At 62.9% G+C, this 19,203-nt stretch carries 15 protein-coding genes; 5 read left to right on the forward strand and 10 right to left on the reverse strand.

All coding sequences use genetic code 11. From position 1 onward, the window contains the following. Nucleotides 1-48: 48 nt before the first annotated feature. From J2X76_RS11995 to J2X76_RS12020, 6 genes are all read right to left on the reverse strand, one after another. Nucleotides 49-1,644 carry a GMC family oxidoreductase N-terminal domain-containing protein gene (locus J2X76_RS11995; RefSeq protein ID WP_310216204.1) on the reverse strand — a complete coding sequence of 532 codons (1,596 nt, stop codon included), beginning with the start codon at nt 1,642-1,644 and terminating at the stop codon, nt 49-51. 98 nt (nt 1,645-1,742) lie between these two features. After that, nucleotides 1,743-2,741, reverse strand: a complete 999-nt coding sequence (locus J2X76_RS12000) for a branched-chain amino acid ABC transporter permease (RefSeq protein WP_310216206.1) — start codon at nt 2,739-2,741, stop codon at nt 1,743-1,745. 1 nt (nt 2,742) lies between these two features. Continuing rightward, nucleotides 2,743-3,630, reverse strand: a complete 888-nt coding sequence (locus J2X76_RS12005) for a branched-chain amino acid ABC transporter permease (protein WP_310216209.1) — start codon at nt 3,628-3,630, stop codon at nt 2,743-2,745. Between the two features lie 196 nt (nt 3,631-3,826). Further along, a complete protein-coding gene (locus J2X76_RS12010; RefSeq protein WP_113127869.1) occupies nt 3,827-4,528 on the reverse strand; it encodes an ABC transporter ATP-binding protein in 702 nt (233 codons plus the stop codon). Beyond that, nucleotides 4,528-5,310: an ABC transporter ATP-binding protein gene (locus J2X76_RS12015; protein WP_113127870.1), complete on the reverse strand. Its 783-nt coding sequence runs from the start codon at nt 5,308-5,310 to the stop codon at nt 4,528-4,530. Before J2X76_RS12015 ends, J2X76_RS12010 begins: the two co-directional genes overlap by 1 nt. After that, the gene (locus tag J2X76_RS12020) at nt 5,310-6,524 is read right to left on the reverse strand and encodes an ABC transporter substrate-binding protein (RefSeq protein WP_113127871.1); all 1,215 of its coding nucleotides are present in this window, start codon (nt 6,522-6,524) and stop codon (nt 5,310-5,312) included. The genes J2X76_RS12015 and J2X76_RS12020 overlap by 1 nt, the downstream gene beginning before the upstream one ends. 181 nt (nt 6,525-6,705) lie before the next feature. Between J2X76_RS12020 and J2X76_RS12025 the strand changes: the two genes are divergently transcribed. Beyond that, nucleotides 6,706-7,692: a LysR family transcriptional regulator gene (locus J2X76_RS12025; protein ID WP_310216214.1), complete on the forward strand. Its 987-nt coding sequence runs from the start codon at nt 6,706-6,708 to the stop codon at nt 7,690-7,692. On the opposite strand, the gene J2X76_RS12030 is transcribed toward J2X76_RS12025, so the two are convergent. From J2X76_RS12030 to J2X76_RS12040, 3 genes are all read right to left on the reverse strand, one after another. Further along, nucleotides 7,641-10,802, reverse strand: coding sequence for an efflux RND transporter permease subunit (locus J2X76_RS12030; RefSeq protein WP_310216217.1), 3,162 nt, complete (start codon nt 10,800-10,802; stop codon nt 7,641-7,643). The two genes, J2X76_RS12025 and J2X76_RS12030, sit on opposite strands and share 52 nt — an antisense overlap. 26 nt (nt 10,803-10,828) lie before the next feature. After that, complete coding sequence (locus J2X76_RS12035) at nt 10,829-11,986, reverse strand: efflux RND transporter periplasmic adaptor subunit (protein WP_113127874.1); 1,158 nt, start codon at nt 11,984-11,986, stop codon at nt 10,829-10,831. Nucleotides 11,987-12,056: 70 nt separating this feature from the next. Then, a complete protein-coding gene (locus tag J2X76_RS12040) occupies nt 12,057-12,659 on the reverse strand; it encodes a TetR family transcriptional regulator (protein WP_310216220.1) in 603 nt (200 codons plus the stop codon). Between the two features lie 266 nt (nt 12,660-12,925). Between J2X76_RS12040 and J2X76_RS12045 the strand changes: the two genes are divergently transcribed. Next, nucleotides 12,926-14,869, forward strand: coding sequence for a PAS domain S-box protein (locus J2X76_RS12045; protein ID WP_310216222.1), 1,944 nt, complete (start codon nt 12,926-12,928; stop codon nt 14,867-14,869). Nucleotides 14,870-14,921: 52 nt separating this feature from the next. Beyond that, a complete protein-coding gene (locus tag J2X76_RS12050) occupies nt 14,922-15,197 on the forward strand; it encodes a BON domain-containing protein (protein ID WP_113127877.1) in 276 nt (91 codons plus the stop codon). A gap of 67 nt (nt 15,198-15,264) precedes the next feature. Here J2X76_RS12050 and J2X76_RS12055 read toward each other — a convergent pair whose 3' ends face one another. Next, nucleotides 15,265-17,607 carry a glucose/quinate/shikimate family membrane-bound PQQ-dependent dehydrogenase gene (locus J2X76_RS12055; protein WP_310216225.1) on the reverse strand — a complete coding sequence of 781 codons (2,343 nt, stop codon included), beginning with the start codon at nt 17,605-17,607 and terminating at the stop codon, nt 15,265-15,267. 169 nt (nt 17,608-17,776) lie between these two features. Between J2X76_RS12055 and J2X76_RS12060 the strand changes: the two genes are divergently transcribed. Both J2X76_RS12060 and J2X76_RS12065 read left to right on the forward strand, forming a co-directional pair. Further along, a complete protein-coding gene (locus J2X76_RS12060; protein WP_310216228.1) occupies nt 17,777-18,412 on the forward strand; it encodes a UdgX family uracil-DNA binding protein in 636 nt (211 codons plus the stop codon). A gap of 2 nt (nt 18,413-18,414) precedes the next feature. Further along, complete coding sequence (locus J2X76_RS12065; protein ID WP_310216231.1) at nt 18,415-19,140, forward strand: glutathione S-transferase; 726 nt, start codon at nt 18,415-18,417, stop codon at nt 19,138-19,140. The last annotated feature ends 63 nt before the right edge of the window (nt 19,141-19,203 follow it).

A 19,203-nucleotide genomic window follows, 5' to 3' on the forward strand; every position in this document is an offset into this window, starting at 1 on the left:
CTTGCGGGGAGAGGGTTAGGGTGAGGGGCACTTTCTGCGACCGTTTCGTTACCTGTTATCCGCCAAAATCATCTCGGCCGCTTTCTCGGCGATCATGATGGTCGGCGAATTGGTGTTGCCGGAGGTTATATTAGGCATGATCGAGGCATCGGCGATACGCAGCCTTCCGACTGCGCGCATTTTCAGGCGCGGATCGACGACGCTGTCCGGGTCGGAGCCCATGCGGGCGGTGCCGACCGGATGGAAGATCGTCGTGCCGATATCGCCCGCCGCTCTTTCGAGATCCGCGTCGGTCTCGTAGGAGGGACCGGGCCTGTATTCCTCCGGGTGATAGCGCGCGAACGCCGGTTTCCTGACAATCTCGCGGGTGAGCCGGATCGACCTGACGGCGACATCCCGGTCGGCGGCGGTCGACAGATAATTCGGATGGATGCCCGGCGCCGCGGCGAAATCCGGGCTTTTCAGATGCACCGAGCCGCGGCTTTCGGGACGCAGGTTGCAGACGCTCGCCGTCATCGCCGGGAAGGAATGGACCGGCTCGCCGAACTTGTCGAGCGATACGGGCTGGACGTGGTATTCGAGATCCGGCGTCTCCTTGTCCGGCCCGGACCTGGTGAAGATACCGAGCTGGCTTGGCGCCATCGACATCGGCCCGGACCGCTTCAGCGCATATTCGAGCCCGATCGAGGCCTTGCCGATCAGGCTCGACGCCTTTTCGTTGAGCGTCGGAACCCCGGTTACCTTGTAGACGAGGCGAAGCTGCAGATGGTCCTGCAGGTTTTCGCCCACCCCCTTGACCTCCTTGACCACTTCGATACCGGCATCGGCAAGCACGTCGCCGCGGCCGATGCCGGAGAGTTCGAGGATATGCGGCGTGCCGATGGCGCCGGCGCTGAGCACGGTTTCGCGTTTCGCATAGGCCTTCTTCGCCACGCCGTCGTGCTGGAATTCGATCCCCTTTATCTCGCCGTTCTCGATGATCAGCCGGCGCACATGCGCCTTGGTGAGCACGGTCAGGTTCGGCCGCTTCATTGCAGGACGCAAAAACGCCTTCGAGGTGTTCCAGCGGATGCCGGAGCGCTGGTTGACGTCGAAATAGCTCGAACCCTCGTTGCTGCCGCGATTGAAATCGTCGACGATCGGGATGCCGGCCTCTTGCGCCGCCTTCTGGAAACTGTCGAGCACCGCCCAGCGCAGACGCTGCTTTTCGATGCGCCATTCGCCGCCGGCGCCGTGCATGTCGTCGGCGCCCTTGTAGAAATCCTGGCTTTTCTTGAAGATCGGCAGCACGTCGTCCCAGCCCCAGCCGGTGCAGCCCATCTGCCGCCACATGTCGTAATCGTAGGCCTGGCCGCGCATGTAGATCATGCCGTTGATCGACGAGCAGCCGCCGAGGATTTTTCCGCGCGGATAGGAGAGCGAACGGCCGTTCAGCCCCTCCTCCTTCTCGGTCGTGAAACACCAGTCGGTACGCGGGTTGTTGATGCAGTAGAGGTAGCCGACCGGAATATGCACCCAGTGATAATTGTCGTTGCCGCCCGCTTCGAGGATCAGTACCCGGTTGCCCGGATCCTTCGATAGCCGATTGGCCAGGACACAGCCGGCACTGCCCGCGCCGATGACGATGTAGTCGTAGTTTTCCATGCTCAGTCTCCATGGAAAGGCACCCCGCGGGCCATGTCCGCAAGCCGCCTCCCCCGTCCATGTCCATGTGACGCGCCGCCCGCGCGTCGTGCCGGATCTTATCGTCTATGCTCGAAGCCGAGCTTCCGGCCGAGGCGGGAGGCGTAGAATTCTCCGATAATGCCCCGCCGGAAGACGAGGACACAGACCATGAAGACCACGCCGGTGATGATCGTCACCGGGAAATCCGAGGTCGCCAGATAGTTCTGCAGCGTGACCACCAGGCCCGCCCCGAAGATCGGCCCGATCAGCGTGCCGATGCCGCCGAGCAGCGTCATCAGGATCACTTCGCCGGACATCTGCCAGGCGACATCCGTGAGCGTCGCGAACTGGAAGACCAGAGCCTTCAACCCGCCGGCAAGGCCTGCCAGTGCCGCAGACATCACGAAGGCGCCGAGCTTGTAGCGGGCAACGGAATAACCAAGCGAGATGGCGCGCGGCTCGTTCTCGCGGATCGACTTCAAGATCATCCCGAAGGGCGAATTGATGAACCGCCAGATGATCACCATGCCGATCAGGAACACGCCCAGCACGAAATAATACATGTTGGTCGAGCCGTTCAGGTCGATGAAGCCGAACAGATGCCCGCGCGGCACCGACTGGATGCCGTCCTCCCCTTGCGTGAACTTCGCCTGCAGGCAGAAGAAGAAGAACATCTGCGACAGGGCGAGCGTGATCATCGCGAAATAGATGCCCTGCCGGCGGATCGCGAAGAAGCCCATGACCAGTCCGAGAAACGCCGCGCCGACGACGCCGGTCAGGATGCCGAGCTCCGGCGGAAAGCCCCATTCCTTCACCACATGCGCGGTGAAATAGGCCGCTCCCCCGAAGAAGGTGGCATGACCGAAGGACAAGAGCCCGGTATAGCCGAGCAGCAGGTTGAAGGCGCAGGCGAACAGCGCGAAGCAGAGCAGCTTCATCAGGAAGATCGGGTAGAAGAACATCGGAGCTATGATCAGCGCCACGAGACCGATGATCAGGAAGATCGCATAGGTCCTGGAGGCGGTGGCCGACCGTTCGATACGCGGCTTGGCAGCGGTTTGTGTCATCTCGCTCATCTCACGCATCCCGTCCGAAGAGGCCGGCAGGCCGAAGCAGAAGCACGATCGCCATGATCACGAAGATCACGATATTGGATGCTTCCGGATAGAACACCTTGGTGAGACCTTCTGCAATACCGAGCATGTAGCCGGTGAGGATCGCCCCCATGATCGAGCCCATGCCGCCGACCACGACCACCGCGAAGACGACGATGATGATGTTCGACCCCATCAGCGGCGAAACCTGGTAGATCGGCGCGGCAAGCACGCCGGCAAAGGCGGCGAGCGCTGCCCCGAGCCCATAGGTCAGCGTCAGAAGCACCGGCACGTTGACGCCGAACGCCTGGACCAGAACCGGGTTCTCGGTGGCGGCCCGCAGATAGGCGCCGAGCTTGGTCTTTTCGATCAGCAGCCATGTGCCGATGCAGGCAACCAGCGAAACGACCACCACCCAGCCGCGATAGATGGGTAAGAACATGAAGCCGAGATTGGTCCCGCCTGCAAGCTGCGCCGGCACCGAATAGGGCTGGCCGGCCGCACCGTAGAGATAGCGGAACGTGCCCTCGATGGTCAGCGCCAGGCCGAAGGTGAAGAGCAGGCCGTAGAGCGGATCGAGATTGTAGAGCCGCGACAGCATCGTCCGTTCGATGACGGCCCCGAACAGGCCGACGACGATTGGCCCGAGGATCAGCGCGAACCAGTAATTGATGCCGAAATACTGCAGCATCAGCATCGCGGCGAAGGCGCCGAGCATGTATTGCGCGCCGTGGGCGAAGTTGATGACGCGCAGCAGGCCGAAGATGACCGCAAGCCCGAGGCTCAAGAGCGCGTAGAAGGACCCGTTGATCAGGCCGATCAGCAGCTGCCCGAGAAAGGCCTGGAGTGGAATGCCGAAGATCATCGTCATGGGGCGAGGCTCCTGGACAGGGCAAGTAAGTAAGAAAGACCCCTTCTGGCCTGCCGGCCATCTCCCCCACAAGGGGGGAGAAAACCCGCTGCACCCTGTCCGCCATATCGAACGCCAGCTGTGCGGCAGGTTAAGCCCCTCCCCCTTGTGGGGAGGGGTTGGGGAGGGGTCTGGCTTTTCAAGATCGCGTCCATCCCTACACCCCCAGAACCTTATGCAGCATGTCCATCCTGCCCGGCAGTTCCCCGACCGGGAAATCCGCGACCATCCGGCCGTGATCCATCAGGTAGAACCGGTCGGCGACGCGGCTGGCGAAACGAAAATTCTGCTCGACCAAAAGCACCGTCATGCCGCGTTCCTTGAGCGTCTTCAGGACCTCGCCGATGCGCTGCACGATGACCGGCGCGAGGCCCTCGGTCGGTTCGTCCAATATCAAAAGCTTGACGCCGGTGCGCAGGATGCGGGCGATCGCCAGCATCTGCTGCTCGCCGCCGGAAAGCTTGGTGCCGGGGCTGGAGCGACGCTCCAGAAGGTTCGGGAAGAGCTCGTAGATCTCGTCGAGCGACATGCCGCCTTCGGCCACGACCGGCGGCAGCATCAGGTTTTCCTCGACGGTCAAGGTCGAGAAGATGCCGCGCTCTTCCGGTACGAAACCGATGCCGGCATGCGCCGTGCGATGCAGCGGCACGCTGGCCATGTCCTTGCCGGCAAAGCGGATCTCGCCCTTGCGCTCGCGGATGATGCCGACGATGGTTCTGAGCGTCGTCGTCTTGCCGACGCCGTTGCGGCCGAGAATGGTGATCGTCTCGCCCTCGCCCACCGTCATGTCGACGCCGTGCAGGACGTGGCTTTCGCCATACCAGGCATTGAGATTGGAAACCTGCAGGAGCGGTGCCATCAAGCCTCCTCCGTGCCCATATAGGCCGTGCGGACGCGCGGATCCTGGCTGACCTCGGCATAATCGCCCTCGGCAAGGATTTCGCCGCGCTGCAGGACCGTCACGTGGTGGCAGATGTCGGCGACGACCGAAAGATTGTGCTCGACCATCAGCACCGCCCGGGTCTTCGCCACCTCGCGGATGATGTTGGAAACGGTGCCGATATCCTCCTGCCCCATGCCGGCCATCGGCTCGTCGAGCAGCAGAACCTTGGGATCGAGCGCCAGCGTCGTGGCGATCTCCAGCACGCGCTTGCGGCCATAGGAGAGATCGGCGGCGAGCGCATTGCGTTCGCGCTTCAGGCCGACCGATTCGATCAGCTCGTCGGCGCGGGCATTCAGCCGGTCGAGCGAGGACACCGGCAGCCAGAACTGCGTCGACAGACCGCTCGGCCGCTGCAGCGCGACGCGCACGTTGTCGAGCACCGTCAGATGCGGGAAGACCGCCGAAATCTGGAAGGACCGGACGAGCCCCATCCGCGCGACCCTGTCGGGCGGCGTCTTGGTGATGTCCGTGCCCAGAAGCGTGATCGAACCCGCCGTCGGCTGCAGGAACTTTGTCAGCAGGTTGAAGACGGTCGTCTTGCCGGCCCCGTTCGGGCCGATCAGCGCGTGGACGCGCGCGTGGCGGACGTCGAGATCCACATTCTTCACCGCCATGAAGGCGCCGAAGCTTTTCGAGAGGCCGCGGGCGGACAATACCACCCGCGGCTCTTCCTGTTTTGCTGTGGCAGTGAACGCCATTACTTCACCAGATCGCAGCCGCTCTTGGCGGGATCCATGTAGGCGTCCTTGCCGGGAATGGTGGCGAGCACGTTGAAATAATCCCAGGGCTCCTTGCTTTCGGCCGGCTTCTTGACCTGCAGCAGGTACATGTCGTGGATCATCCGGCCGTTCTTGGCGACGGTACCGCCGCGCGCGAAGAAATCGTCGACCGGCATTTCATGCAGCGCCTTGGAGACGGCGTCCGCATCGTCCGTGCCGGCCTTCTGGACCGCCTTCAGATATTGCGTGACCGCCGAATAGGTGCCGCTGTGGATCATGTTCGGCATCTTCTTGGTGCGGGCGAAGAACTTTTTCGCGAACTCGCGGCTCTTGTCGTCGAGGTTCCAGTAGTAACCTTCCGTCAGGGTCAGGCCCTGCGCCGCCTGCAGGCCGAGGCCATGCACTTCGGCAAGCGTGAAGAGCAGCGCCGCCAGCCGCTGGCCGCCGGCGGTGATGCCGAATTCCGCCGCCTGCTTGATGGCGTTGGACGTGTCGAGGCCGGCATTGGCGAGGCCGATCACCTTGGCGCCGGAAGACTGGGCCTGCAGCAGGAAGGACGAGAAGTCGGTGGTCGCCAGCGGATGGCGGACCGCGCCGACGATCTTGCCGCCCGAGGACTTCACGAAATCGCCGGTCTGCTGCTCGAGCGAATAACCGAAAGCATAGTCGGCGGTGAGGAAGAACCAGCTGTCGCCGCCCTGCTTGACGAGCGCGCCGCCGGTGCCGACCGCGAGCGCATGGGTGTCATAGGCCCAGTGGAAGCCGTAGGGGCTGCAGGCCTTGCCGGTCAGATCGGTGGTCGCCGCACCGGTGACGATGTCGATCTTCTTCTTTTCCTTGCCGATTGCCTGCACCGCGAGCGCCACCGACGAGGTCGTCAGTTCCATGATCGCGTCGACCTGCTGGGTATCGTACCACTGGCGGGCGATATTGGAGGCGATGTCCGGCTTGTTCTGGTGGTCGGCATCGACGATCTCGATCGGCTGCCCCAGAACCTTGCCGCCGAAATCCTCGACCGCCATCTTGGCCGCCTCGACCGACGACTTGCCGCCGAAATCGGCATAGACGCCCGACTGGTCGTTCAGGATGCCGATTTTCACCTTGTTGTCGGATGCACCTCCCGGCGCGCTCTGCGCGAATGCCGCGCTGCTCGCGAGAAGGACGGCCAAGGATGCCAGAATTGTCTTGTGCATGATTTCTCCTCCCAGAGAATGTGCCCAGAAAATTTGAAAGGTCTGTTCAAAATTGGTGAGCCGCTCTCCTCAAAGCGGCAGCTCCGGATTGCATGGTTCAGGAAAACCGCCGTTGACGCAAGCAGGCCGCTGTAATTAATTGCAAACAGCATCTGTGCATTTTTGAACAGACGGGAACACATTGAGCAACAACCAGAACTTCACCTGGGACGACCTGCAGTATTTCCTGGCTGTGGCCCGCAGCGGACAATTGTCCACCGCCGCCCGCCAGTTGCGCACCAGCCACGCGACCGTCTCCCGGCGCATCGACCGGCTGGAATTCGCGCTCAAGGTCAAGCTCTTCGAGCGCAATCCGCGCGGTTACGTCCTCACCGGCATGGGCCAGCGCTTCATCGAGACGGCGGAGCGGATCGAGGTCGAGGCGGACCGGCTGCAGGCGGATGTCGCCTCGGGCACCACCGCGCAGCGCGGCGTGGTGCGGCTGAGCACCCCGGAAGGGTTCGCGAACTTCTTCTTCGCCGACAAGATCCGCAGCTTCTGCGACGGCCATCCCAACATCTCGCTGGAGCTGGTGACGATCCAGCAGATCATGTCCCTGTCGCGCAAGGAGGCGGATATCGCCGTGTCGCTCGATCCGCCCAAGGACGGGCCCTATCTCACGGAAAAACTGACCGACTACAGTCTCAACGTCTACGGCACGAAGTCATACCTGGCGAAGGCAGGCCCGATCCGCAATCGGCAGGATCTGCTGTCGCACCCGTTCATCGGTTATATCGAGGACATGATTTTCGCGCCCGGGCTCGATTATCTCGGCGACGTTCATCCGGGCATCCGCGCGCGCTTCCAGAGCTCCAGCATCTTCGCGCAATTGACCGCGACGCTGGATGGGCTCGGCCTCTGCGTGCTGCCGCATTTCATCACCCGCAAGCAGCCCGATCTCGAAATCGTGCTGCCCGACGAGGTGGAACTCAGACGCAGCTACTGGCTGGTTTGCCATAGGGACCTGAGCCAGATCCCCCGTGTCAGAATGGTGAGGGACTACATCTTCCAGTCCGTCAGGGCCAATCAGGACGCCTTCCTCAAGAGTTACCAGGCTCCCGAGGAAGGCGCTCGCCGTCACTCCGCCGCCATCGGCAGGTCGTCACGGCTGTCGAAAAGGTCGCCCTGATTGGCGGGCGTCCGGTCGTCCTTGTCGTTCTTCTTCTTGGGCTCGCGGCCGAAGAACAGGGCATAGGCAGCCGGCAGGACGAGAACGGTCAGTACCGTCGCGACCAGGATGCCGCCCATCATCGCATAGGCCATCGGACCCCAGAACACGCCGCGCGAGATCGGGATCAGCGCCAGCACGGCGGTGAGCGCCGTCAGCATGATCGGCCGGAAACGACGCACGGCAGCACCGACGATCGCCTCCATCCGCTCCATGCCCGCCGCGATATCCTGGTCGATCTGGTCGACAAGGATGATCGAGTTGCGCATGATGATGCCGAGCAGCGCGATGACGCCGAGGATCGCCACGAAGCCGAACGGCGCGCCGGTCAGAAGCAGCGCCATGGCGGCGCCGATGATGCCGAGCGGACCGGTGGCCAGCACCAGCATCGCCTTGCCGAAATGCTGCAGCTGAACCATCAGCAGCACGAGGATGACCAGGAGCATGATCGGTGCCTTGGCGGCGATCGAGTTCTGGCTTTCCGCCGCGTCCTCCGCACCGCCCTGGATCTCGACCTTGTAGCCGGCCGGCAGGCTTGCGCGCAGGTCCGCCATGCTGTTGTAGAGGTTGAGCGACACCTGGGTCGGTTCGACGCCATCCGGCAGCGTTGCCTTGACGGTGATCGTCGGCAGGCGGTCGCGGCGCCATTCGATGCCCTGTTCGAGAACCGGCACGACCTTGGCAACCTGCGAGACCGGCACGAAGCCGCCGAAATCCGTCGGCACATAGACCGACTGGACCGCCGAAAGCAGGGTGCGGGTGGCATCCGGTTCGCGGACGACGATCGAGACGGTTTCTTCGCCGTCGCGGAAGTCGCTGATCGGAGCACCGGCGGTCGCGGCCTGCAGCATCTGGCGGATACGCTGCGAGGTGACGCCCAGCGCCCGGGCGCGGTCCTGGTCGATGACCAGCTTCATGCCGGTGACCGGTTCCATCCAGTCGTCATGGATCGCGCCGAACAGCGGCTGCTGCTGGTAACGTTCCTTGACCTGGTCGGCGATGCGGCGCACTTCCGAAGCGTCCGGGCCGGTGACGCGGATCTGGACCGGCCAGCCGACCGGCGGACCGAGGAACAGGCGATCGACCTTGCCGCGCACGGTCGGGAAATCCTTGGCCAGGATATCCCTGAGCTTGATGATCAGCCGTTCGCGGGCCTCGACATTCTTGGACATGATCAGGAGCTGCGCATAGTTCGGGTTGCGGAGCTGCTGGTCGAGCGGCAGGAAGAAGCGCGGCGCGCCCTCGCCGATATAGGTGGCCACGAAGGTCTTGTCCTGATCGGGCAGGATCTTTTCCTCGAGAGCCTTCGCCTGGCGTTCGACTTCCTCGATCGCCGTACCTTCCGGCAGCCACAGGTCGACCAGGATTTCCGGCCGCGACGACTGCGGGAAGAAGCTCTGCGGGATGAACTGGAACGACCAGAGGCTGCCGAAGAAGGCACCGAAGGTCAGGACGAGCACGATCGCCTTGTGCCGCACCGACCAGGCGACGGCATGCCTGACGCCCCGGTACATGCGCGTGTCATAGGCATCGTGATGGGTGCCTGCGTGCGCCCGCTGCTTGAGGATCATGTGGCCGAGCCAGGGGGTGAAATAGACGGCCACGAACCAGGACGTGACGAGCGCGATGCCCACCACGTAGAACAGCGAGCGCACGTATTCGCCGGCGGTGGAATCGGCGAACCCGACCGGAATGAAGCCGGCGGTGGTGATCAGCGTGCCGGTCAGCATCGGGAAGGCGGTGGACGAATAGGCGAAGCTCGCGGCATCGAGGCGTGCGAGCCCCTCCTCCAGCTTGCGTTCCATCATCTCGACGACGATCATCGCGTCGTCGACGAGCAGGCCGAGCGCAATGATCAGCGCGCCGAGCGAGATGCGCTGCAGCTCGATGCCCATGTAGAACATGATCGCAAACGTCGCAGCCAGCACCAGCGGGATGGTGATGGCGATAACGATGCCCGAACGCCAGCCGATCGAGATCAGCGAGACGATGAGGACGATGACCAGCGCTTCCAAAAGTGCCTGGGTGAACTCGCCGACCGCTTCGGTGACGACTTCCGGCTGGTTGGAGACCTGCTCGACGGACACGCCGACCGGCAGCGTCTCTTCGAACCGCTTGTAGGTGGCTTCGACCTCATGGCCAACATCGGTGACCTTGAAGCCTGGCGCCATGACGACGCCGACCTGGACGCTGTCGTGGCCGTTGAAGCGGAACTTCCGCTGATAGGGGTTTTCGAGGCCGGCGGTGACGGTGGCGATATCGCCGAGCCGGATCACCTGGTTGCCGGCCTTGAGGCGGAGTTCGCGGATGTCTTCGGGGGTCGTGACGCCGCCTTCGACCGAGATGCGCACCGAGCGATCGGCGGTCTGGACGCTGCCGGCGGGATCGATATTGTTCTGGCCGGACAAGGCATCGCGGATGCTGAGGGCGGTGAGGCCCCGTTCCGCGAGCGCCTTCGACGAGACGTCGATGAAGATCTTCTGCGGCTGGTCGCCGAGGATGACGGCCTTTTCGACGCCGGGCGTGGCGAGCAGCATGTCGCGGGCCTGGATCGCGAACTGCTTGAGCTCCGGATAGCTGTAGCCCTCGCCGCTGATCGAGTTGAGGGTGATGTAGGTGTCACCGAACTCGTCGTTGAAATAGGGACCGAGCAGGCCGGCCGGCAGATCCTGATTGATATCGCCGATCTTCTTGCGCACCTGGTAGAAGGCGTCCTTGACCTGGGCGGTATTGGTATCGCCCTTGATCTGCACCGTGGTGATCGCCACACCGGCGCGGGTATAGGACTTGACCCAGTCGAGATGCGGGGTTTCCTGCAGCTTGCGCTCGATCTTGTTGACCACCTGGTCCTGCATCTCCTGAATGGAGGCGCCGGGCCAGACGGTCTGCACGACCATGACGCGGAAGGTGAAGTCGGGGTCTTCCTTCTGGCCCATGTTCATGACGCCGAGCGCGCCCATGACGATGATGAGGCCGAACAGGAAGCGGGCGATGCTCGGATGGGCGATCGCCCAGCGGGACAGGTTGAACCGGGCCTTTTCCGGGGGATTGGCCTGATGAGAGGAGCTCATGGTCTTGGGTCCTTTGAAGCCGGCGATCAGGGCGCGAGCGATGCGGTGGTAAGGCCGCTGACGCTGCCGAAGCGCGAGGCGACGGTTTCCGGCAGCTTGACCTTCATATCTTCCTTCATGAACTGCGTGCCGGCCGAGACGACGAGATCGCCCTTGGCAAGCCCTTCGGCGACGCGAACGCCGTCATCAGAGAAATCGGCGACCTTGACGGCGCGCGAATTGACGGTGCCCTTGCTGCGGTCGACGATCCAGACGACCGACTGGCCGTCCTTCTTGGAAAGTGCCGCAAGCGGAATGGCGTAAGTGGCGACGGAATTGCTTTCGGCCGCCTCGATCGTCGCGGTCATGCCGAGCAGGACACGGCCGTCCTCGGGCAGGCTGACGCGGACCGCAAAGGTGCGCGACTGCGCATCGGCGCTGCCAGCGACTTCGCGAACCTTGCCGTCGAGCGCCAGACCGGTAGCGGACCAGAAGCTGGCCTTCACCGTCTTGCCCGGTGCGAACTGGGCGACATCCATTTCGGGAACGGCGATCTGCACTTCCTTGCTGCCCTCGACGGCAACCGAGAGAACCGGCGTGCCGGACGCGACCACCTGGCCGATGTCGGCGCTGACGGCGGTGACGATGCCGTTCTGGTCGGACTTCAGTTCGGTATAGGCGACCTGGTTGCGGGCCTGATCGAGCGCCGACTGGGCCGATTCCTTCTGCGAAACGGCCTGGTCATTGGCGAGTTGCGCCTGTTCGAGCTGCGACTGGGAGGAGATGCTCTTCTCGACAAGCGTCTCGGCGCGGCGGCGGGCAAGCCCTGAGATTTCCACCTGCTTCTGGGCGGATGCGAGATCGGCCTCGGCGCGGCGCACGGCGAGCTGGTAATCGACGGAGTCGAGCCTTGCCAGCACGTCGCCGGGGCGAACCCGCTGGCCGACATCGACGAGCCGTTCGGTGATCTTGCCGGCGACGCGGAAGCCGAGGTTCATCTCGGTGCGCGCCTTGACGGAGCCGGAATAATCCATCTTGCGGCCGTGATCGGCGGCAGCGACCTCGGTCACCTTGACCGGGCGGACGATTTCCGGGGCTTCGGCTTTCTTCTCCTGCGAGCAGGCCGTCAGCGCACCGAGGGCGGTCGCGACCAAAAGGCCCTTGAAGAGAAACGAGACATCACGTCTGGTGTTTACGAAAAACATGGATCCGCACTCCTGATGGCGGGTTTTCGATCGAGACGCCCCCATAAACGGTGGGAGTGGGCGCCGGTGTTTACTTGAGAGCCCTGAGGGCGAATTCGACGAGATCGGCCGGCGTCATGCGCCGGTCCTCGATCAGGCATTCCGCGACGATCTGCGGATGGCAGAGCGTGACGGCGGTGGCACACATGCACTCCGATGCCAGAACGGCATCCTGCTCACGAAATTCGCCGGCAACGATACCCTCGCGGATGACGTCGGCGACGATCGCCTGCAACTGCTTGATGTGATCCTCGACAACGGACCACTGCTCTTCAATGGCAATGACCACCATCTCGTGGACCTTGTTTTCGTGCAGAAAGGTTTCCACGGTGATCTGATGCTGCTGCAGGAAATGGTCGCGCAGCCGCTCCGTCGCACTCACCGGACGGGCTGCATTGGCACGCGCTACGGCACGGCCGGCTTCCATCATCCGATGCGCGAGCGCCTTGTGGATGTCCGCCTTCGACGAGAAAAAGCGGTAGATATTGGCAGGCGACATGCCGAGATCACGAGCGATGTCGGCGACGTTGGTCTTGGTATAGCCGTAGTGCTTGAACAGCCGCTCAGCCGCATCGAGGATGCGGGTGACGTTGTCCTGTCGCGACGTTTCCAGGGTATTTTCGTTGGTATCCATACCGCTGCTGGCTTCCATTTTACGTGTGACGATTTTCATCTTTCGTCAGTCGTAAACGAAAACCCGTCATTCGTCAACTCCCGGGGCTGATCGCTGCGGTGCAAGATAAAAAATTTCCGATCCAGGGAACCAAAATGGGACGCGGGACATTATGGCGTGTTAACCGCAAGGTTTGTGGACCAGGAGAAAGTGATCCTGTTGCAGAGTGACGACGTTTCGCCGTTACATCGCGTTGCACGGCGAATTTGGTGGGTCGGGGACGATTGATGAGCGTACCGCAAAGTTACGACGTTTCGTTGCTTGATGAGGAACGTTATCGCCTGCTCGTCGATTCCATCACCGACTACGCGATCTACATGATCGACCCGAACGGCAAGATCGTCAGCTGGAACCCTGGCGCGCAGCGCTTCAAGGGGTACGAGGCCTGGGAAATCCTCGGCGAACACTTTTCCCGCTTCTATACGCCCGAAGACAGGTTGGCGCGCGCACCCGAACATGCGCTGCGCACCGCCGCAGCCGAAGGCCGCTTCGAAAAAGAGGGCTGGCGGGTCCGCAAGGACGGCACCCGCTTCTGGGCCCATGTCGTCATCGATCCGATCCGGAGCCGTTCCGGCGAACTTCTCGGCTTCGCCAAGGTGACCCGCGATCTGACCGAACGGAAGAAGGCCGAGACGGAACTCAGGGCAAGCGAGGAGAAGTTCCAGCTCCTCGTCCAGGGCGTCACCGACTACGCCCTCTACATGCTCGATCCGGATGGTTACGTGAGCAACTGGAACTCCGGCGCGATGCGCATCAAGGGCTATACGGCGGAGGAAATCGTCGGCAAGCATTTTTCGCAGTTCTATACGCCCGAAGACCGCGAACGCGGCGAACCGAAGCGCAGCCTGGAGACCGCGCTCCGGGAGGGCCGTTTCGAGAGGGAAGGCTGGCGGCAACGCAAGGATGGCACACGTTTCTGGGCACATGTGGTCGTCGACGCGATCCGCAACGAGGAAGGCGAACTTCTCGGCTTCGCCAAGATCACCCGCGATATCACCGAAAAGGTCGAGGCGCAGAAGGCCCTCACCCAGGCGCGCGAGGAACTTTTCCAGTCCCAGAAGATGGAGGCGATCGGCCAGCTGACCGGCGGTGTCGCCCATGATTTCAACAATCTGCTGATGGCCGTGCTGGGGAGCCTGGAAATTCTCAAGAAACGGCTGCCCGACGATCCGGCGCTGATGCCGTTACTGGACAATGCCATCCAGGGCGCCGAACGGGGCGCGGCGCTTACCCAGCGCATGCTCGCCTTCTCGCGCCGCCAGGAATTGAACATGCAGGCAATCGACGTGCCGGCGCTCGTCAACGGCATGATGGATTTCGTTCAGCGTTCCCTCAGTGCCGCCGCCTCCGTCGAGACCCGTTTTGCCGAAAACCTGCCGCCTGTCACCAGCGACCCGGTTCAGCTCGAAACCGCCATTCTCAACCTGGTGGTCAACGCCCGGGATGCCATGGCGGGGGGCGGCGCGATCGTCATCACCGCCGAGGAATATCTCGCCGACGAGAAAACGGAGCGGCTGAAGCCCGGCCTTTACGTGCGGCTGGCCGTCACCGACAGCGGCGAAGGCATGGACGAGGAAACGCTTATCCGCGCCACGACGCCCTTCTTCACCACCAAGGGCGTCGGCAAGGGAACCGGGCTCGGACTGTCCATGGTACAGGGCCTGACCGAACAGTCGGGCGGAAAACTCGAGATAGAAAGCCGCAAGGGCAAGGGCACGACGGTTTCGCTCTATCTGCCCGCGGCAGATGTAAACGACTGTCCGCAGTCTTCGGAGAAAACCATGCCTTCGCCCGCCGCCACTCCCAGAGGACGTCTCACCATTCTCGCCGTCGATGACGACGCACTGGTCCTGATGAATACGACGCTGATGCTTGAGGATCTCGGCCACACGGTGATCGAAGCCTATAGCGGCGCCGATGCCCTGAAGGAGCTGAGAAGCGGCGCACATGACATCGACATTGTCATCACCGACCATTCCATGCCGCGCATGACCGGTTCGGAACTGGCCGCCGTCATCCGCGAGGAAAGGCCGGGCCTGCCGGTGGTGCTGGCGACCGGTTATGCGGAATTGCCGACCGGAGGCGACAACCGGCTGCCGCGATTGCCCAAGCCTTTCTCGCAGAACCAGCTTGAGGAGACCATCGCCACGGTTCTTGCCGGCGGGCGCTGAACCAATCGGCCTCGCCGCGCGTTGTCGTGCCGTGTCAGAACGGAGAACGGCAATGGTCTTCAAGCATCAGCATTTTCACGAGACGCCCCCTGAGGTCGAGGCGGAGTTCCCCCCGAGCGCGACGCTTGAAGGAGCGGTCTCCGATGCACTGGCTTCGGCCGGCGGTGTCGATGCAAGCGACGTCACCGTCACCGCCAGCGGATCGGAGATCACTCTGAGCGGAACCGTCCAATTGGAGACCGAAGTAGTGCGGGCCGAGGAAGTGGCGCGGAGCGTCGCAGGCGTCACCAACGTTCGCAACGAAATCAGCTTCAACGGCATCGCCTGACCCAGCCGAAGCCCGATGCAAGAAGGTCCGGACGCACAACGCCCGGACCTTTTCCGTTGAGCTATGCCTATCGCGGCAGCGCATAGGCGATCACGTAATCGCCGGGCTTGGTGCCGACCGAGCCGTGGCCGCCGGCCACCATCACCACGAACTGGCGGCCGTCATCGACCGCGTAGGTCATCGGCGTCGCCTGGCCGCCGGCCGGGAGCCGCGCCTTCCACAGCTCCTTGCCATTGGTAAGGTCGTACGCACGAAGATAGTTGTCGACCGCGGCACCGAGGAACGCGAGACCGCCCTTGGTGATCATCGGTCCGCCGATGCCGGGCACCCCGACCTTGAAGGGCAGCGGCAGCGGCGTCATGTCGTAGACGGTACCGTTGCGGTGCTTGTAGGCGGTCTGGCCTGTCCTCAGGTCGACGCCCGAGACATAACCCCATGGCGGTGCCTGGCACGGGATCTGCAGCGGCCCGAGGAATGGCCCCATATAGACGCCGTAGGGCGCGCCTTCATTGCGGTTGAGGCCCTGTTCGCTGCCCTTCTGGTCCTGGCTCTTCGGCGGAATGTCCGTGCGCGGCACCAGCCTGGAGGTGAAAGCGAGATAGGTCGGCATGCCGAACATCACCTGCCGTTCCGGATCCACCGCGACGCTGCCCCAGTTGAACGTGCCGAAATTGCCCGGATAGACGATCGTGCCCTTGAGCGACGGCGGCGTGTAGCGGCCGAGATAATTGTATTCGTGATACCGGATGCGGCAGACCATCTGGTCGAACATGGTAATGCCCCACATGTCCCGTTCTTCGAGCGGCCTCGGCTTGAATGTCAGAGCCGAGGTGGGCTGCGTCGGCGCCGTGCGGTCTTCCGGGATAGCTCCCGCCGGTGCGGGCTCCTCGGTCACCGGAATGATCGGCTCGCCGGTGCGCCGGTCGAGCACGTAGATATCGCCCTGCTTGGTCGGGCCGACCAGCGCCGGCACCACCGTGTTGTCCGGTCTGGTGATGTTGAGGAGGACCGGTTGGGCCGGGACATCCATGTCCCAGAGATCGTGATGCACCGTCTGGCGAACCCAACGGTCGGCGCCGGTATTGAGGTCGAGCGCGACGATCGACGAGGAATATTTCTCGACATTGTCGCTGCGGCCCATGCCGAGCTGGTCGGGTACCTGGTTGCCGAGCGGGATATAGACAAGCCCGAGTTCCTCGTCGACGCTGAATACCGACCAGCTGTTCGGCGAATTGGTCGTGTAGGTCTGGCCCGGCGGCAGCGGCTGGGTCTGGCTCGGATTGCCGGAATCCCAGTTCCAGATCAGTTTTCCCGTGTTGACGTCAAAGGCGCGGATGACGCCGGATTGCGACTGGGTGGAATAGTTGTCGTTGACCGCCCCGCCGATGATGATCTTGTTGCCGGCGATCGCCGGCGGCGAGGTCGAATAATAATAACCGGCCGGATTGTACTGCATGCCGCTGGTGAGCTGCAGGGTTCCGTTGTCGGCGAAGGAGGTGCAGACCTGTCCGTTCGCGGCATCGAGCGCGATCAGCCGCGCATCCGAGGTCGGAAGGTAAACGCGTTCCGCGCAAGGGCTGCCGGCGGCGGCCGCTTGATCCTTATAGTAACTGACGCCGCGGCAGGTCTGGTGCTGGCGGTCCGGGTTCATGCCGGAATGCGGGTCGTATTTCCACTTCTGCTTGCCGGTCGTCGCATCGAGCGCGATGGCGAGATTGTGCGGCGTGCAGAGATAGAGCGAATTGCCGACCTTCAGCGGCGTCACCTGATAGGTGGTCTCCCCGACATCGTCCGGCCGCTTCACGTCGCCGGTCTGGTAACGCCAGACTTCGGTGAGCCTGGCGACGTTATCGACCTTGATCTGGTCGAGCGGCGAATAACGCTGACCGTAGGGCGTGCGGCCGTACTGGTGCCATTCGCCCGGCGGCACGTTGCCGCCCATCGGCGGAGCGGCGGCGACGGACTGTGTCGGAAGTTCGCCGCTCCGGTCGAGCGGATCGAGGAACATCGACACGATGGCAACCACGATCGCGATCATCAGCGAAATGCTAAGCGGCAGGGCACTGGCTCCGTAGCGCATGCCGGTCGGGCTCGCGAAGCCGAGGGGGGTGCGGATCCGGGGCGTCAGGAGCCAGAGGCCGAGGAGGATGATCAGCCCGCCGCGCGGGCCGAGCTGCCACCAGTCGAGCCCCACTTCCCAGATCGCCCAGGCGAGCGACGCCAATACGATCACCGCATAGACCCTGAGCGCCATCGCATTCCTGAGGAAAAGCAGGATGGCGGTCAGCACGAAGCCGAGACCGCATATGATGTAATAGGCGCTGCCTCCGAGCAGCAGCAGCTGCCCGCCGCCGATGGCCAGCGCCACCCCGATCAACGTGAAAAGGATCGCGGTAATCCTGATAGCCATGTTCAAAATCCTGTCCGACCTGAAAATCCCGTACGCGAAACCTCCCGGCACCCCGAGCCTTCAACACACCCTCGATGCAAAAGTTCCGGCTTGTGTTCCTGCGATGCAGATTTAACGGAACCGTCACACGACCACGCTGGTTCTGGACTTTCCACGAGGAGTCGCAAGAATGCTGACATCGCGCAAAGGCCCAGCCTTCGAAACACCCGGCGCGGAAGGCGACAGACTGCCGGATGTGATGCGGGACGCGAAAAGCTGCACGCGCTGCGACCTCTATAGGAACGCAACGCATCTCGTGTTCGGCGAAGGCCCTGCGAGGGTGAAAGTGCTGTTCGTGGGCGAGCAGCCGGGCGACAAGGAGGATCTGGCCGGCAGACCTTTCATCGGTCCGGCGGGAAAGCTTCTCGACCGCTGCCTGGAAGAAGCCGGCATCGAGCGGGACATCTGCTACGTCACCAATGCGGTGAAGCATTTCAAGTTCACGCCACGCGGCAAGCGGCGCATCCATGCCAAACCCAATGCCGGCGAGGTCCAGGCCTGCGCCTGGTGGCTGGCGGCGGAGCTGCGTCTCGTCAAACCGAAACTCGCGGTGGCGCTCGGCGCAACCGCGCTTTATGCATTGCTTGGCCGGCAGGCAAAGGTGACCCGCGACCGCGGCACCGTGATGCCCTCGCCCGACGGCCCGCCGGTGCTGGTGACCATCCACCCTTCGGCGTTGCTGAGGACGCTGGATCGGCCGGACGCGGAGCGCAAACGGGCCCGCTTCGTCGATGACCTGAGAAAGATCGCAGAATTTCTGGAGTGAAGATGACCTACGAGCTTTATTATTGGGACGGCCTCCAGGGCCGCGGAGAATTCGTGCGGCTGGCGCTGGAAGAAGCGGGAGCCGATTACGTGGATGTTGCCCGCGGCGAGCGCGGTACGCCCAGTATGATGGACTATATTCACGGCAAGCACGGCTACGAGATGCCGTTTGCACCGCCCTTTCTCAAGGATGGCGAGCTGATCGTCTCGCATGTCGCCAATATCCTCAACTATCTCGGGCCGAAGCTGGGCCTGGTGCCGAAGGACGAAAAATCCCGCATCTTCGCCCATGGACTGCAATTGACGATCACCGATTTCATCACCGAAGTGCACGACACGCATCACCCGATCAGCACCGGAGACTATTACGAAGATCAGAAGCAGGAAGCCAGGGCCCGCTCGAAAGCCTTCCTGAAACATCGGGTGCCGAAGTTCATCGGTTATTTCGAACGCATCATCGCGGCCAATCCGGCGAAAAGCGGCCACGCGGTCGGCGATGGCCTGACCTATGTCGACCTGTCGCTCTTTCAGCTCGCCGAAGGCCTCGCCTATGCCTTCCCGCGCGCGATGAAAAATTTCGACAAGGATTACCCGGGCGTCGCCAGGCTCCGCGACGCGGTCGCCAAACGCAAGAATATCGAAGCCTATCTCAAGTCGAAGCGCCGGCTCGCCTTCAACGAGTCGGGCATATTCCGGCATTACCCGGATCTGGACCAGGAGCCGGCCTGACCGGCTAGATGAACGCGAAAACCGGGGCGATCGTCACCAGGACGATCACCGCCGCGACCAAAG

The organism is Neorhizobium sp. 2083, assembly GCF_031455615.1.
In the GTDB taxonomy this organism is placed as follows: Bacteria; Pseudomonadota; Alphaproteobacteria; order Rhizobiales; family Rhizobiaceae; genus Neorhizobium.

Excerpts from the sequence above, each read along its gene's own strand:
- J2X76_RS12030 (WP_310216217.1), bottom strand. The coding sequence starts at position 10,802 with ATGAGCTCCTCTCATCAGGCCAATCCCCCGGAAAAGGCCCGGTTCAAC.
- J2X76_RS12055 (WP_310216225.1), bottom strand. The coding sequence starts at position 17,607 with ATGGCTATCAGGATTACCGCGATCCTTTTCACGTTGATCGGGGTGGCG.
- J2X76_RS12040 (WP_310216220.1), bottom strand. The coding sequence starts at position 12,659 with ATGGATACCAACGAAAATACCCTGGAAACGTCGCGACAGGACAACGTC.
- J2X76_RS12065 (WP_310216231.1), top strand. The coding sequence starts at position 18,415 with ATGACCTACGAGCTTTATTATTGGGACGGCCTCCAGGGCCGCGGAGAA.
- J2X76_RS12060 (WP_310216228.1), top strand. The coding sequence starts at position 17,777 with ATGCTGACATCGCGCAAAGGCCCAGCCTTCGAAACACCCGGCGCGGAA.
- J2X76_RS12000 (WP_310216206.1), bottom strand. The coding sequence starts at position 2,741 with ATGAGCGAGATGACACAAACCGCTGCCAAGCCGCGTATCGAACGGTCG.
- J2X76_RS12015 (WP_113127870.1), bottom strand. The coding sequence starts at position 5,310 with ATGGCGTTCACTGCCACAGCAAAACAGGAAGAGCCGCGGGTGGTATTG.
- J2X76_RS12035 (WP_113127874.1), bottom strand. The coding sequence starts at position 11,986 with ATGTTTTTCGTAAACACCAGACGTGATGTCTCGTTTCTCTTCAAGGGC.
- J2X76_RS11995 (WP_310216204.1), bottom strand. The coding sequence starts at position 1,644 with ATGGAAAACTACGACTACATCGTCATCGGCGCGGGCAGTGCCGGCTGT.
- J2X76_RS12020 (WP_113127871.1), bottom strand. The coding sequence starts at position 6,524 with ATGCACAAGACAATTCTGGCATCCTTGGCCGTCCTTCTCGCGAGCAGC.
- J2X76_RS12050 (WP_113127877.1), top strand. The coding sequence starts at position 14,922 with ATGGTCTTCAAGCATCAGCATTTTCACGAGACGCCCCCTGAGGTCGAG.
- J2X76_RS12045 (WP_310216222.1), top strand. The coding sequence starts at position 12,926 with ATGAGCGTACCGCAAAGTTACGACGTTTCGTTGCTTGATGAGGAACGT.
- J2X76_RS12005 (WP_310216209.1), bottom strand. The coding sequence starts at position 3,630 with ATGACGATGATCTTCGGCATTCCACTCCAGGCCTTTCTCGGGCAGCTG.
- J2X76_RS12010 (WP_113127869.1), bottom strand. The coding sequence starts at position 4,528 with ATGGCACCGCTCCTGCAGGTTTCCAATCTCAATGCCTGGTATGGCGAA.